Genomic DNA, 14849 nt, shown 5'->3' with positions numbered 1-14849 from the left:
GCACACCATGAAAAACGGCCGCTCACACGGCCGCTTTTCATTCACCCCTGCACCATCTCCCCATCCCGGCGCCGCCACAGTTTGAGCGGATTGCTTTCTGCAAGCGCCTCCGGCAGCAGCCCGGCCGGGAAGTCCTGATAACAGACCGGGCGCAGGAAGCGTTCGATCGCTGCCGTGCCGACCGAGGTTGCGCGGCTATCGGAGGTTGCGGGATACGGGCCGCCGTGCACCATCGCGTGCGTTACTTCCACGCCGGTCGGAAAGCCGTTCACGAGCAGGCGTCCGGCCTTGCGCTCCAGAATCGGCACGAGCTTCTTCGCAACCGGCAGGTCGTCTCCGTCCATCTGGATCGTCGCCGTGAGTTGCCCCGCGAAATGCGCGGCGACCGCGAGCAACTCGTTTTCGTCGCGGCAACGCACGATGGTGGAAGCGGGCCCGAACACCTCGTCCTCCAGGGCCGGCTGCGCAAAGAACGCTTGCGCGCCCGTCGAGAAGAGCGCCGCACGCGCCTGGGTCGGGCCGCTCGTGGCCTCGCCGTGCGCGAGCGCATCGACGCCTTCCGTCCCGGCCAGTCTTTCCGTGCCTTGTTCATAGGCCGTGTAGATACCCGCGGTCAGCATCGTCTGGGCGGCCTTGCCGGAGAGCGCCGCTGCGGCCGAATCGGCGAAGCGCGTGAGCGCCACGCTGTCGATGCCGATCACGAGGCCAGGATTGGTGCAGAACTGCCCGGCACCCAGCACGAGCGAGTCCACAAAACCCTGCGCAATCGATGCGCCGCGCGCCGCGAGCGCCGCCGGCAGCACGAAAACCGGATTGATGCTGCTCATCTCCGCATAGACGGGAATCGGTTCGGGCCGGCTCGCGGCGATGCGCATGAGCGCGGTGCCGCCGGCGCGCGAGCCCGTGAAGCCCACGGCCTTGATGGCCGGATGGGCGACGAGCGCTTCGCCCACGCTGCGCCCGGCGCCGACCACCAGCGAGAACACGCCTTCCGGCAGTCCCATCTCCCGCACGGTTTGCTGGATCACGCGGCCGACCATTTCGGACGTGCCGAGGTGCGCGCTATGCGCCTTGACCACCACCGGGCAGCCGGCGGCGAGTGCCGCGGCCGTATCGCCGCCCGCGACGGAAAACGCGAGCGGGAAATTGCTCGCGCCGAACACGGCGACGGGACCGACCGCAATCTTCTGCATGCGCAGGTCGGAGCGGGGCAGGGGCTTGCGCCCGGGCAGTGCCGAATCGAGCGTTGCGGCGAGCCAGAGGCCCTTGCGCACTTCCTCGGCGAAGAGCTTCAACTGGCCGGTCGTGCGGCCGCGCTCGCCTTCGAGGCGCGCTTTGGGCAGGCCGGTTTCCTGGCGCGCCCGCTCGATCAGCGTGTCGCCCAGCGCATGGATGCCTTGCGCGATGCGTTCGAGGAATTCGGCGCGCACGGCAAGCGGGAGGGCGCGGTAGGCGTCGAAGGCCTGTTCGGCCAGTGCGCACGCTGCGGCAACGTCCTCTGTCGTGCCGCCGTTGAACGCCGGAGCGGGGATTTCCGTGCCGGTGGCGGGGTTGAATACGCGCAGAGGCGCCTGCGTGCCGCGCACGGCGCGGCCTCCGATCAGCAATTCACCGCTAATTTCCATGTCTGCTCCGGGTTCAATACCGCGTTAAGCGTAGGTTGTCGTACAACATGATGTGGCTGGCAGATGCTGGGTCTGCGCAGAAGGGGAGTTGCAGCTTATCACGGCATCAGATTTGTGTTAAGACGTCGTATGACTGTGTTATGCGCATAAATATTTTTGTTGAGATAGCTCGCCGTGCCTGTCGGATCGCTGAAACAGGGGAAATTCCACGCGTCGTTTCTCGTGGGTCGAGTATTTGTTGCGCTGTATATCATATGATGTCGTATGAATATGGGATGCGCGTCGACCACCGGGATATATTGCGTGTACCGGGTTCGGCAACATGCAGGGTAAACACGATATTGGATCAAGTCATACGACGACGTATGATGTTATCGGACGACGTACCACGTCCAACCGCTTCGCAAAGGCCAGGAGTCAGGCGCCAACGCCCAGACTCCGGCAGAGAATGGAGACAACTTCGATGTCCGCTTCCAACACCCGCAGTGACGACGCGCTCGATTCGGCCAGCGCCAAGGTCATGCGCCACGTGATGCCACTCTTCCTCATCATGTTCATCGCGAACTACATCGACCGCGTGAACGTGGGCTTCGTCAACTCGTACATGCAGACCGACCTGGGGCTTTCGGCCGCGGCGTACGGCCTCGGCAGCGGACTCTTCTTCATCGGCTATGCGATTTTCGAAGTGCCGTCCAACATCCTCATGCAGAAGTACGGCGCGCGCATCTGGCTCACGCGCATCATGGGCACGTGGGGTATCGTCGCGGCCGCCATGGCGTTCGTTCACAACGACACGTCGTTCTACGTGCTGCGCTTTCTGCTGGGCGTTGCGGAAGCCGGCTTCTTTCCCGGCGTGGTGTTCTATTTCGCACAGTGGCTGCCGCAGAAGGAGCGGGGCAAGGCGGCGGCGATCTTCCTCGCCGGGTCGGCTTTCGCCTCGGTGCTGTCCGGTCCCATAACGGGCGGCCTGCTTTCCGTGCGCGGGTTCGGGCTGGCCGGCTGGCAGTGGATGTTCCTGATCGAGGGCGCGTTCTCCGTCGTGCTGTGCGGCGTGAGCTGGCTGCTGCTCAAGTCGCGCATTCGCGACGCGCACTGGCTGAACCGCGACGAGCAGGCCGCACTCGAAAACTATCTCGCGCGCGAGCAGGACGAGCGCGAAGCGATCACGGGCCGCCACGTGCCGGCCACGCGACTGCTCAAGGATCCGCAGATCGTGCTGTTCTGCTTCCTGTACTTCGCGATCCAGCTCACGATTTACGCGGCAACGTTCTGGCTGCCGACCATCATCCGCAAGATGGGCGGCCTGACCGACTTCCAGGTCGGGCTCTACAACACGGTGCCCTGGCTCATTGCGATCGTCGCCATGTATTGTTTCGCACTGCTTTCGGCCCGCTGGCGCTTTCAGCAGGGGTGGCTTGCCCTCGCGCTGGTGATTGCGGCGTGCGGCCTGTTCGCTTCCACGTCGTCGAACCCGGTGTTCTCGTTCGTCGCCATCTGTTTTTCGGCCATCGGCTTCAAGGCGGCTGCGTCGCTGTTCTGGCCGCTTCCGCAGGCCTATCTGGATACGCGCGTGGCCGCCGGCGTGATCGCGCTCATCAACTCCATCGGCAACCTGGGCGGCTTCTTTGCCCCGGCGACGTTCGGCTATCTCCAGCAGCATACCGGTTCCATCACGGGTGGCCTGTATGGCCTGGGCGTGACATCGCTGATCGCCGCCGCCGCGAGTTTCCTCGCGCGCCACCGTCCTACGCGCGGCACCTTCGGCACGGACCCGGTTCAGGGCCGTGCACGCTGAGACTTCTGCCATCATGAACAGCACGACGCCCCACTGCTTTGTCTATGTATCGAACGCGATCGACGGGGAGATTGCCGTCTTCCGCCTCGACACCGCGACCGGAGAGCTTGTGCCGCACGCGCGTTGCAAGGCCGGCGACAACGTCATGCCGATGGTGCTCGCACCAAGCCGGCAGCACCTTTATGCCGCGACGCGAGGCAAGGTGCGTCACATCCTCACGTGGTCGATCGACGCCCAGACCGGCGATCTTGTGCCGGCCGCCAGGGCGCCGATCGAATCGAGTCTCGCGTATCTGACCATCGATCCTTCGGAGCGTTTTTTCGTGGGCGCTTCGTATGGCGAGCACCGGGTGAGCCTCTATCCCGCGGACCACATTGCAGCCGGAGACGGCGAGCCTGTCCAGGTCGTCGACGGCATCGAGCACGCGCACGCCGCCGTGATCTCGCCCGATGGGCGCTTCGTTTATGTGACCTCGCTCGGCGGCGATACCGTGCATGTTTTCGCGCTTCATCGCGAGGGGCAGGGACGGCTCGAGGCCATTGGCGCGATCCGGCTCGACGCAGGCTTCGGCCCGCGACATCTGCGCCTGTCTCCCGCGGGCGACGTGCTCTACGTGCTGAGCGAACTGCGCGCCGTCGTCGCGGTGTTGCGGCGGGACGCCGCGAACGGGCGCCTCGCTTTGCAAGTGGTGTCGGCGCGTCCTCCCGTGCTGGCTCATTTGCGCGACGGTGTGGTGCGCCCGAACGCGAGCCATCCCGTGCAGCCCGATCCGGCGATGCTGGCCACGCTCGTCTGGGCCGCCGACCTCCAGCTCACGCCCAATGGCCGCTTCCTCTATGGCTCCGAGCGCACGTCGAGCCGCCTCATCGCCTGGCGCGTGCGCGAGGACGGCGCGCTCGACTACGCGGGTTGCATCGATACCGAGGCGCAGCCGCGCGGTTTTCGCATCGACCCGTCGGGTCGCTTCCTCGTGGCTTGCGGCGAGAAGTCGCCCTACGTTTCCGTCTATTCGATCGACGCCCGCTCAGGCGCATTGTCGCCGGTCTCGCGCTGCGAAGGCGGACGCGGCGCGAACTGGGTCGAAATCGTCACGCCGCGCGATGCTGTGTCGAGCGGCATTCAGTCTTAGGCATTCGGGCGCCTCTGGCGCCTACTTTTACAGGTACCCCGCTCATGTCCCATTCCCACGTTCAACCGAACGCCACGCCCACCGTTACCGAACTGCGCGTCGTGCCGGTGGCCGGCCGCGACAGCATGCTGCTGAACCTGAGCGGCGCGCACGGCCCGTTCTTCACGCGCAATGTCGTCATCCTGCGCGATAGCGCGGGCAACACCGGCATCGGTGAAGTGCCGGGCGGCGAGGCCATCCGCAAGACCATCGACGATGCGCGCGCGTTCGTGGTGGGGCAGTCGATCGGCAATCTTCAGGCAGTCCTGAATACCGTGCGCAAGCAGTTCGCCGATCGCGACTCGGGCGGACGCGGCCTGCAGACCTTCGATCTGCGCACGACGATCCATGCGGTGACGGCGCTGGAGGCCGCGCTGCTCGACCTGCTGGGGCAGCACCTGGGCGTGCCGGTAGCGGCGCTGCTCGGCGAGGGGCAGCAGCGCGACGAGGTGGAGATGCTGGGCTACCTCTTCTTCATCGGCGAGCGCAAGAAAACCGGTCTGCCCTACGCGAGCGGCGCAGAGGGCCGCGATGCCTGGGAGCGCCTGCGCACCGAGGAGGCCATGACGCCGGAAGCGGTGGTGCGTCTCGCGGAAGCGGCGCAGGCCCGCTATGGTTTCAACGATTTCAAGCTCAAGGGCGGCGTGCTGGCGGGCGACGCCGAAATGGAAGCGGTCACGGCGCTGGCCGAACGCTTTCCCGAAGCGCGCGTGACGCTGGACCCGAACGGCGCCTGGTCGCTGGCCGAAGCGGTGCGGCTGTGCCGCGACAAGCACGACGTGCTGGCCTACGCGGAAGACCCCTGCGGCGCCGAGAACGGCTATTCGGGCCGCGAGGTGATGGCGGAGTTCCGCCGCGCGACCGGCTTGCCGACGGCCACCAACATGATCGCCACCGACTGGCGCCAGATGGGCCACGCGATCCAGCTTCAATCGGTCGATATTCCGCTGGCCGATCCGCACTTCTGGACCATGCAGGGCTCGGTGCGCGTGGCGCAGATGTGCAACGACTGGGGCCTGACCTGGGGCTCGCATTCGAACAATCATTTCGACATTTCGCTCGCGATGTTCACGCACGTGGCCGCCGCTGCGCCGGGGAAAATCACGGCCATCGACACGCACTGGATCTGGCAGGACGGCCAGCGCCTCACGCGCGACCCGCTCCAGATCGTGGGGGGCAAGGTCAAGGTGCCGGCGCGCCCCGGTCTTGGCATCGAGATCGACATGGACGCGCTGGAGAAGGCCCACGCGCTCTACCAGCAGCATGGCCTGGGCGCGCGCGACGACGCCGTGGCCATGCAATACCTGATCCCCAACTGGAAATTCGACAACAAGCGCCCGTGCCTCGTGCGCTGAGCGCAGCCCAATTCCCCTATTCATTCATTCAAGACTCCTTACGGAAAACCGACCATGACCACGCCGCAAGAACTCAAATCCATCATTTCCGAAGGTCTGCTGTCCTTCCCTGTCACCGACTTCGACGCGCAAGGCGACTTTCGTGCCGACACCTATGCCGCACGCCTCGAATGGCTCGCGCCGTATGGCGCGAGCGCACTGTTTGCCGCAGGCGGCACGGGCGAATTCTTCTCGCTCACGAAAAGCGAATACTCGAACGTGATCCAGACGGCCACCGAAACCTGCAAGGGCAAGGTGCCCATTCTTGCCGGCGCGGGCGGCCCGACGCGCGTTGCGATCGAGTATGCGCAGGAAGCGGAGCGCAAGGGCGCGCAGGGCATTCTGCTGATGCCGCACTACCTGACCGAAGCCTCGCAGGAAGGCATTGCCGCGCACGCCGAGCAGGTGTGCCGCGCGGTGCCGCGCATGGGCGTGATCATCTATAACCGCGCGAATTCGAAGCTCAGCGCCGACATGCTGGAGCAACTGGCGGACCGTTGCCCGAACCTGATCGGCTTCAAGGACGGCGTGGGCGAGATCGAAGCGATGGTGACGATCCGCCGCCGCCTGGGCGAGCGCTTCGCCTATCTCGGCGGCCTGCCCACGGCGGAAGTGTATGCGGCGGCGTACAAGGCGCTGGGCGTGCCAGTGTATTCGTCGGCGGTGTTCAACTTCATTCCGAAGACGGCGATGGAGTTTTACCGCGCCATCGCCGCCGACGACCACGCGACGGTGGGCCGCCTCATCGACACGTTCTTCCTGCCGTACCTGAAGATCCGCAATCGCCGCCAGGGCTACGCGGTGAGCATCGTGAAGGCGGGCGCGAAGCTCGTGGGCCGCGACGCGGGCCCCGTGCGTGCGCCGCTCACCGACCTCACGGAAGAAGAGTTCGGGCAACTGGACGCACTGATCCGCAAGCTTGGCGCGCAGTAAGTCTCGTTTGGCGTGCGGCGCGCGACGTTAGATCTGTTCGCGCTGAAAGTCCACCGAGGTCAGCGCGCGCGAGGCGTACTCGCCATCAGGCGCGTTGTCGAAGCCGGCCACCGAAACGCCCTGCGGTAGCCGGAAGCCGGGTTCGCGCGCCGCCTTGACGAGGCCGGGCGCCATCAGGTCGTTCGAAGCGAAACGGCGGCGCGTGCACGAGCAGGCATCGGAGCGGCAGGCGGTGCAGCACGAGCCCGGGCAGTTCGAACGGACTGCCGCGTACGCGCGCGCGGGCTACTTCAACATGGGCTACACGTTCGAGATGTTTCCGCTCGTGGGCGATCTGCGGCCGTATTGAACTTCGCACCCCATCCCGCCGTGGCTCAGTGAGGCCGGGCTCCCTCGGGCTCCTCTTGCGCGCTCGTCTGGCCCAGCGTTTCGGCGGCGCGGAACTCGCTGGGCGGCACGCCCAGTTCGCGCCGGAACATGTCGCTGAAGCTGCTGGGCAGATAGCCCAGTTTGCGCGCGACGGTACTCACCGGCTGCCCTTCGGCGAGCCGCGACACCGCAATCGCCAGTTGCACCTGGCGGCGCCATTCCGCAAAGCCCATTCCCAGTTCGCGCGTGAAAAGGCGCGCGAGCGTGCGCACGCTAGCGCCCACGTTGGCCGCGTGCTGCTCGAAGCCAATATCGACAGAAGGGTTGGCGATTACTGCGCGGCACAGCATGTCGAGCCGCCGGTCCGAGGCGTCGGGCAGCGGAATGCGCAGCGCGTAACGCGGCGCATGCGCGAGTTCCATCGCGGCGAGGCGGTACGCGGTTTCGAGCCACGCGTCGTCGCTCTCCTGCTCGCGCTCGGCAATGGTCTTGACGAGCTCGCGCAAGAGCCCGTTGATCTCGAACACTTCGCACTGCGTACTGAGGTGATGAATGTCCGCGCCGTGCAGGTAGAGGTTGCGCATTTCGACCGCGCTCATCATATGGATGGCGTGCCGGGTGCCCGGCGGCAGCCACACCGCCCGCTGCGGCGGGACCACCAGCGCCTCGCGCTCCACTTCCACCCACATCACGCCCGCCACGGCGTAGAGCACTTGCGCCCACGTGTGCGCATGCGGCTCGATATGCAGCCCGCGCGGATAGCACCGGGCCAGCGAGCGCCCGCGCCCGGGTTCGTCGTCGAGCGGGGGCGGCGCGGCTTGCGTCATGGCTGGGCCTGGGCGGCGCGTTCGGTCGAAGCGAGTTGCAGCACCGCATCGCGCTTTTCGAGCAGATGGTGCCGCAGGATGGCGGACAACCGCTTGCCGTCGCGTGCGTCGAGGGCTTCGAGCATCGCTTCGTGGTCGTCGATCGCGCGGTCCCACTTGGCGAGCTGATAGTTCGAGCGAAAGCGCAGCGCCTGGAGCCGCCGGTTGATCGACACATAAACCTGGCGCAGGGCCGGATTGCGCGCCGCTTCGTTGATACGGTCGTGAATGGCCTGATTGCGGCTGTAGTAGCCCGCAAGGTCGTTCTGCGCGCGGCACGCGAGCATGGCGTAGTGCAGCGACTTGATTTCGGCGATCTCGGCCGGCGTGATGCGCTCGCACGCGAGTTCGCCCGAGAACGCTTCCAGGCCGCTCATCAGTTCGAACATCTCGCGGATCTCGGCTTCCGACATTTTCGCCACGGTGGCGCCGCGGTTCGGCGAGATCTCGATCAGCCCCTCGTGCGCGAGCACCTTGAGCGCCTCGCGCAGCGGCGTGCGCGAAATGCCCAGCGTTTCGCACAGTTCGCGTTCGTTGAGTTTCTTGCCCGGTTCGAGCACGCCTTCCACGATAAAGCCGCGCAGGTGATCGACCACGGTGTCGTGCAGGCGCTGGCGCTCGACTTTGGGAAGGAGCGGCGCTACGGTCTTGCCGTCGTCAAAAGCGGTGTTTTGCATACAAAAGACTCTTGATCGAATTCGCATCATTCTAATCCATGACGCAGAAAACGGCGAAGCACAGGGTTAACGCCATGCGGAATCCGCTTGGAGCGGCGGTGATTTCCGGTCTATAGTTTTTTGCATGCAAAATTCAAACGGAGAGGAACCGATGCTGAAACTCGACTTTCACCCCGCCGGACGCCACTTCCTGCAGATTCCCGGGCCCAGCCCGGTGCCGGATCGCATCCTGCGCGCCATGAGCTATCCCACCATCGACCATCGCGGCCCGGAGTTCGGCGCGCTGGGGTTGAAGGTGCTGGAGGGCATCAAGCGAATCTTCAAGACCCAGGAGCCCGTGGTCATTTACCCGGCCTCGGGCACGGGCGCCTGGGAAGCCGCGCTGTCCAACACGCTGAGCCCGGGCGACACGGTGCTGATGTACGAAACCGGACACTTCGCCACGCTCTGGAAGAAGATGGCCGAAAGTCTCGGACTCAAGCCGGAATTCCTGGGACTGCCTGGCATCGAGGGCTGGCGGCGCGGAGTGCAGGCCGACCTGATCGAGGCACGGCTGCGCGCCGATACGCAACATGCCATCAAGGCCGTGTGCGTCGTGCATAACGAAACCTCCACGGGCGTTACGTCGGATATCGCCGCCGTGCGCCGCGCGATCGACGCGGCCGGCCACCCGGCGCTGTTCCTCGTCGATACGATTTCGGGCCTCGCGAGCGCCGACTACCGCCACGACGAATGGGGCGTGGACGTGACGGTCTCCGGTTCGCAGAAGGGCTTGATGTTGCCGCCGGGCATCAGCTTCAATGCGGTCTCTCAGAAGGCACGCGCCGCGAGCCGGCAGGCGAAGCTGCCGCGCAGCTTCTGGGGCTGGGACGAGATCATCGAAATGAACCGCACCGGCTACTGGCCGTACACGCCCAATACGAACCTGCTGTACGGTCTGGTCGAAGCGCTCGACATGATCGAGGGCGAGGGCCTGGAGAACGTGTTTGCGCGCCACCAGCGCCTGGCCGAAGCGTGCCGCCGTGCGGTGCGCGCCTGGGGGCTTGAGATCCAGTGTGCGGACCCGGCCGTCTACAGCCCGGTGCTGACCGGCGTGATGATGCCTGAGGGAGTGGATGCCGACTCGGTGCGCAAGATTATCTACGAGCGCTTCGACATGTCGCTCGGCACCGGGCTCGGCAAGATGAAGGGGCGCATGTTCCGCATCGGCCACCTGGGCGACTGCAACGATCTCACGCTGATGGCAACGCTCGCGGGCTGCGAAATGGGCCTGCAACTGGCAGGGGTGCCGATTGCGGCGAGCGGTCTGCCCGAGGCGATGGCGTGGCTCATGGAGCGCTCGGTGGCGGCGCCGTTGAAGGCGGCGGCATGAGCTGACACTGCGCAGGGCGAATACCAGCGAAACCCATCTCACGCGCTTCGCAGCACACAGGAGGCGCACCCCAGGCTGCGCGGGCATGCCGTTCCCGGCAAGACGGGCGGCCCGCAGGCCATACAGGAAGGAGGCGCGGGCCTGTATGCGAGGTCCCGCCCGGCGCGGTGCGCTCCGCGTGGAGCAGCACGCGCCCAATCGGAGAGAGACGATGAAACGGCTTCGACTAACCAGTGCGACGAGCGTCGTGCTGATCATGCTGTGCGTCATGTACTTCATCACCTACCTCGACCGCGTGAACGTCAGCACGGCGGCGGCGGGGTTCGGCAAGGAGTTCGGCCTCTCGAACACGCAGATCGGTCTCGTGTTCTCTGCCTTTGCTTATCCGTATCTCGTGTTTCAGGTGAGCGGCGGCTGGGTGAGCGACCGCTTCGGCGCCAAGCGCACGCTGCTCTTCTGCGGCGGCCTTTGGGCCGTGGCCACGATGCTCACCGGCTTCGCCACGGGCCTGGTTTCGCTGCTCGTTGCGCGGCTTCTGCTGGGGCTCGGCGAGGGCGCGACGTTTCCGGCCGCCACTGCCGCGATGTCGCGCTGGGTCGCGAAAGAGCGCCGCGGCTTCGCGCAGGGCATCACGCACGCGGCGGCGCGCGTGGGCAACGCCGTGGCGCCGGGTGTGATCGTGCTGGTCATGACGGCGTGGGGCTGGCGCACTTCGTTCTATATCTGCGGTGCCATCAGCCTCGTGTGGGTGGCCGTCTGGCATCTCACGTTCGCCGAGCATCCGCAGGATCATCGTCGCATCACCGAGGCCGAACTCGCCATCTTGCCGCCGCCCAAGCCCAAGGCGGCCAAGGTGCCCTGGGGTCCGCTGCTGCGCCGTATGGCGCCCGTGACGATCGTGTACTTCTGCTATGGCTGGACGCTGTGGCTCTTTCTGAGCTGGATTCCGCAGTACTTCCTCCACAGCCAGCATCTCGATCTGCGCAAGTCGGCGGTGTTCGCTTCCGCCGTGTTCTTCGCGGGCGTGATAGGCGATACGCTCGGCGGCGTCGTGACCGACTGGCTCTACGAGCGCACCCGCAACCTCAACCGGGCGCGCAGCATCATGGTGTCGGTGTGCATGTTCTTCACGCTCGTCTCGCTCGTGCCGCTCATGTTCACGCACGAACTGTACCTGTGCCTGTTGTGTCTTTCGGCGGGGTTCTTCTTCTCGGAGATGACCATCGGGCCGATGTGGGCGATTCCCATGGACATCGCGCCGCAATACTCCGGCACGGCCAGCGGCATCATGAACACCGGGTCCGCGCTTGCGGCGATCATCTCGCCCGTTCTCTCCGGATTCCTGATCGATTCGACCGGGAACTGGCAGTTACCCTTTGTCGGCAGCATGGTGCTGATGGGGCTGGGCGTGGTGCTCGCCTTTCGCATGCGCCCCGGCGTGCGCTTCGAAACGGATGCGGCGGCGGGCGACGTTGCCGCTACGCATCAGCGGGCCTGAAGCGGCACGCTATCGGCGCACCCTCGAGTCACGAAATCCTCTGCTTACCCCGTCATGACCCAATCGACCTCCAGTCTGCTCGTCAAGCCGGTTCATCTCGTGCCGTCGGCCGCGCACAGCGGCTCCCCGCTGGCGCGCCGCCTGCGCGGGGCGCTGCGCGGCGACGTACTGTTCGACGCCGCAAGCCGCGGCCGCTACGCCACCGACGCCTCGATCTACCAGATCGTGCCGGTGGGTGTGGTGGTGCCGCGCGACCAGGACGACCTGCGCGCGGCACTGGATGTCGCGCGCAGCGAACATGCCGCGGTCCTGGCGCGCGGCGCGGGCACGAGCCAGTGCGGACAGACCGTGGGCGAAGCGCTCGTGATCGACACCAGCCGGTGGCTGAACCGTGTGATCGATTTCGACGCGAACGCGTGCACCGTGACGGTCGAGCCTGGCATGGTGCTCGATCATCTGAACGCGTGGCTCAAGCCGCATGGCCTGTGGTTTCCGGTAGACGTCTCCACCGCCGCGCAGTGCACGATAGGCGGCATGGCGGGCAATAACTCGTGCGGTTCGCGCTCGATCGAGTACGGCAACATGGTGCACAACGTGCAGGCCATCGACGCGATTCTCGCCGACGGCACCGACGCGCGCTTCCAGTCGCTCAAGCTCCCGCAGCCAGGCGGCAACGCGCGTTTGGCGCAGATCGTGGAGGGCGTGACGCGCATCGCGCAACGCGAACGCACCGAGATTGCCGAGCGCATGCCAAAGGTGCTGCGGCGCGTGGCGGGCTACAACATCGACCTGTTCGACTGCCAGAACCCGCTGGCCTATACCGACGACGGCTCCGCCAATCTCGCCCACCTGCTGGTGGGATCGGAGGGCACGCTCGCGTTCAGCCGCCAGATCACTCTCAAGCTGGCGCCGCTGCCGACGCATCGCACGCTCGGCGTGATCAGCTTTCCTACGTTCTACCAGGCGATGGACTTTACGCAGCACATCGTCAAGCTGAAGCCCGCGGCGGTGGAACTGGTCGATCGCACGATGATCGAGCTCGCGCTCGGCAATCCGGCGTTTGCGCCCGTGATCGGCAAGGCGCTGGTGGGGCGCCCCGACGCGATTCTTCTGGTCGAGTTTGCGGGCGAGGAGCGCGGCGAGCAGCTACGGCGCCTCGAACAACTGGACGAACTGATGGGCGACCTGGGTTTGCCGGGCGCCGTGGTGCAGATGCCCGGCGCGGCAGAGCAGAAGGCGCTGTGGGACGTGCGCAAGGCGGGCCTCAACATCATGATGAGCATGAAGGGCGACGGCAAGCCCGTGTCGTTCATCGAGGACTGTGCGGTGCCGCTAGAGCATCTGGCGCAGTACACGCAGCGTTTGACCGAGGTGTTCCATCGGCACGATACGGAGGGCACGTGGTACGCCCATGCGAGCGTGGGGACGCTGCACGTGCGCCCGATTCTGGACATGCGCCGCAACGGTGCAGCGAAGATGCGCGCCATTGCGGAAGAAGCGGCGGCGCTCGTGCGCGAATACAAAGGCGCCTATTCGGGCGAGCACGGCGATGGCCTGTGCCGCGGGGAATGGGTGGCGTGGCAGTACGGCCCGCGTATTAACGAAGCGTTTCGCGAGATCAAGCGGCTCTTCGACCCGGACAACCGCTTCAATCCCGACAAGATCGTGAACCCGCCGAAGATGGACGATGCACGCAACTTCCGCTTCGCACCGGGCTACCGCGAGCGCGCGATGACGCCGGCGCTCGACTGGTCCGCCTGGAACGTGGTGCGCGATCCGCTCACCGGCGCGGAGCAGGCACCGGGCAGCGGCGGCGACCTGAGCGCGGGCCTCGCGAAGGCCGTGGAAATGTGCAACAACAACGGCCATTGCCGCAAGTTCGATGCGGGAACGATGTGCCCGAGCTATCGCGTGACGAAAGACGAGCAGCATGTCACGCGCGGACGTTCCAATACGTTGCGCCTTGCGATCTCCGGGCAGTTGGGCGGCGAAGAGGGCCTTGCCAGCGACGACGTGAAGGCAACGCTCGACCTGTGCGTCTCGTGCAAGGGCTGCCGGCGCGAATGCCCGACGGGCGTGGACATGGCGAAGTTCAAGATCGAAGCGCGCGCGGCGAGGGCGGCGAAGCACGGGCTGGGTCTGCGCGAAAAGCTGATCGCCTTCATGCCGCGTTACGCGGCGCAGGCGGCGCGCTTTGGCGGACTGCTTGCGGCAGCGGAGCGTATGCCGCTGCTCGGCGCCTGGGGCAAGCGCGCGCTGGGATTCGCACCGCAACGCTCGATGCCGCGCTTTCATGGCGGGTTCCTGCAGGGCGCGTCGAGCCGGGCCGGGCAGGACGGTCGCGAAGTGATGTTGTTCGTCGATACGTTCAACAACGCCATGGAGCCGGAAAACGCCCGCGCCGCCCAGCAGGTGCTGGAGGCGGCGGGCTACCGCGTTCACTTCAACGCGCGCGCGGGCGAACGTCCGCTTTGTTGCGGTCGCACCTTTCTTGCAGCGGGTCTCGTGGACGAGGCGAAACGCGAGGCACGGCGTCTGCTCGATACGCTCATGCCTTATGTCGAGCGCGGCGTGGCGATTGTGGGCCTCGAACCTTCCTGCCTGCTGACGATGCGCGACGAGTTCCTGCAGTACGGATACGGCGACGAAGCGCGCGCGCTTGCCGGAGCGGCCCTGCTTTTCGAGGAATTTCTCGTGCGCGAGCAGAAGGCCGGGCGGCTTGCGTTGCCGCTCAAGCCGCTCGATACGAACCGGGCGTGGCTGCACGGTCATTGCCATCAGAAGGCGTTCGATGCGCTGCGCCCCGTGCAGGCGGTGCTGCAGTGGATACCGGGCCTCGAAGTGAAGACGATCGAATCGTCGTGCTGCGGGATGGCGGGCAGTTTCGGCTACGAAGCGGAGCATTACGAAACGTCGAAGGCCATGGCGGAGCTTTCGCTCTTGCCTGCGCTGCGGGAGGCCATGCCGGGCGACCTGGTGGTGGCGGACGGCACGAGTTGTCGTCACCAGATTCACGACGGCGTGCAGTTGGAGGCGCTGCACGTGGCGCGTGTACTGGCGATGTCGCTGGCAGGCCGGCACGAGGCGTAGCGGGGCGGCGTGCCGTTTTGCAGCGCACCACACAAGCGGGTAATATGAGGCGATTCTCAGGT

12 protein-coding genes are annotated in these 14849 nt (G+C 66.0%); 8 read left to right on the top strand and 4 right to left on the bottom strand.

Features of this window, described 5'->3' with window-relative positions:
* Positions 1–41: 41 nt before the first annotated feature.
* Entirely contained in the window at positions 42–1625 is a 1584-nt protein-coding gene (locus BFE01S_RS11905; protein ID WP_028225690.1) for an aldehyde dehydrogenase (NADP(+)), read from the bottom strand.
* A 463-nt stretch (positions 1626–2088) separates the two neighbouring features.
* Here BFE01S_RS11905 and BFE01S_RS11900 point away from each other — a divergent pair, with 463 nt between their 5' ends.
* Genes BFE01S_RS11900 through kdgD form a run of 4 tightly spaced genes read left to right on the top strand, consistent with a single transcriptional unit; the run spans position 2089 to position 6915 of the window.
* Positions 2089–3420 carry an MFS transporter gene (locus tag BFE01S_RS11900; protein ID WP_028225689.1) on the top strand — a complete coding sequence of 444 codons (1332 nt, stop codon included), beginning with the start codon at positions 2089–2091 and terminating at the stop codon, positions 3418–3420.
* A 13-nt stretch (positions 3421–3433) separates the two neighbouring features.
* Positions 3434–4549, top strand: a complete 1116-nt coding sequence (locus BFE01S_RS11895; protein WP_028225688.1) for a lactonase family protein — start codon at positions 3434–3436, stop codon at positions 4547–4549.
* Between the two features lie 44 nt (positions 4550–4593).
* Positions 4594–5943 (top strand): glucarate dehydratase, encoded by a 1350-nt coding sequence (gene gudD, locus BFE01S_RS11890; RefSeq protein WP_028225687.1) that lies wholly within the window; start codon positions 4594–4596, stop codon positions 5941–5943.
* Between the two features lie 54 nt (positions 5944–5997).
* Entirely contained in the window at positions 5998–6915 is a 918-nt protein-coding gene (gene kdgD, locus BFE01S_RS11885) for a 5-dehydro-4-deoxyglucarate dehydratase (protein WP_028225686.1), read from the top strand.
* 27 nt (positions 6916–6942) lie between these two features.
* Here kdgD and BFE01S_RS42940 read toward each other — a convergent pair whose 3' ends face one another.
* Positions 6943–7089, bottom strand: coding sequence for a substrate-binding domain-containing protein (locus BFE01S_RS42940; protein WP_084169748.1), 147 nt, complete (start codon positions 7087–7089; stop codon positions 6943–6945).
* A gap of 28 nt (positions 7090–7117) precedes the next feature.
* Here BFE01S_RS42940 and BFE01S_RS42330 point away from each other — a divergent pair, with 28 nt between their 5' ends.
* A complete protein-coding gene (locus BFE01S_RS42330) occupies positions 7118–7264 on the top strand; it encodes a hypothetical protein (RefSeq protein ID WP_156966987.1) in 147 nt (48 codons plus the stop codon).
* 25 nt (positions 7265–7289) lie between these two features.
* Here the strand turns inward: BFE01S_RS42330 and BFE01S_RS11870 are convergent, their stop codons facing one another.
* Positions 7290–8111: an AraC family transcriptional regulator gene (locus tag BFE01S_RS11870; protein WP_028225684.1), complete on the bottom strand. Its 822-nt coding sequence runs from the start codon at positions 8109–8111 to the stop codon at positions 7290–7292.
* A complete protein-coding gene (locus BFE01S_RS11865; protein WP_028225683.1) occupies positions 8108–8827 on the bottom strand; it encodes a GntR family transcriptional regulator in 720 nt (239 codons plus the stop codon). The genes BFE01S_RS11870 and BFE01S_RS11865 overlap by 4 nt, the downstream gene beginning before the upstream one ends.
* Positions 8828–8978: 151 nt before the next feature.
* Here BFE01S_RS11865 and BFE01S_RS11860 point away from each other — a divergent pair, with 151 nt between their 5' ends.
* The 3 genes from BFE01S_RS11860 (at position 8979) to BFE01S_RS11850 (ending at position 14787) form a co-directional block, all read left to right on the top strand.
* Positions 8979–10199 carry a pyridoxal-phosphate-dependent aminotransferase family protein gene (locus BFE01S_RS11860; protein ID WP_028225682.1) on the top strand — a complete coding sequence of 407 codons (1221 nt, stop codon included), beginning with the start codon at positions 8979–8981 and terminating at the stop codon, positions 10197–10199.
* Between the two features lie 211 nt (positions 10200–10410).
* Positions 10411–11697, top strand: a complete 1287-nt coding sequence (locus BFE01S_RS11855) for an MFS transporter (protein WP_028225681.1) — start codon at positions 10411–10413, stop codon at positions 11695–11697.
* A 54-nt stretch (positions 11698–11751) separates the two neighbouring features.
* Positions 11752–14787 carry an FAD-binding and (Fe-S)-binding domain-containing protein gene (locus BFE01S_RS11850; RefSeq protein ID WP_028225680.1) on the top strand — a complete coding sequence of 1012 codons (3036 nt, stop codon included), beginning with the start codon at positions 11752–11754 and terminating at the stop codon, positions 14785–14787.
* Positions 14788–14849: the final 62 nt, after the last annotated feature.

This window comes from Paraburkholderia ferrariae NBRC 106233 (genome assembly GCF_000685035.1).
GTDB classification, from domain to species: Bacteria; Pseudomonadota; Gammaproteobacteria; order Burkholderiales; family Burkholderiaceae; genus Paraburkholderia; species Paraburkholderia ferrariae.
This window is presented reverse-complemented; position numbering and strand designations above follow the sequence as displayed.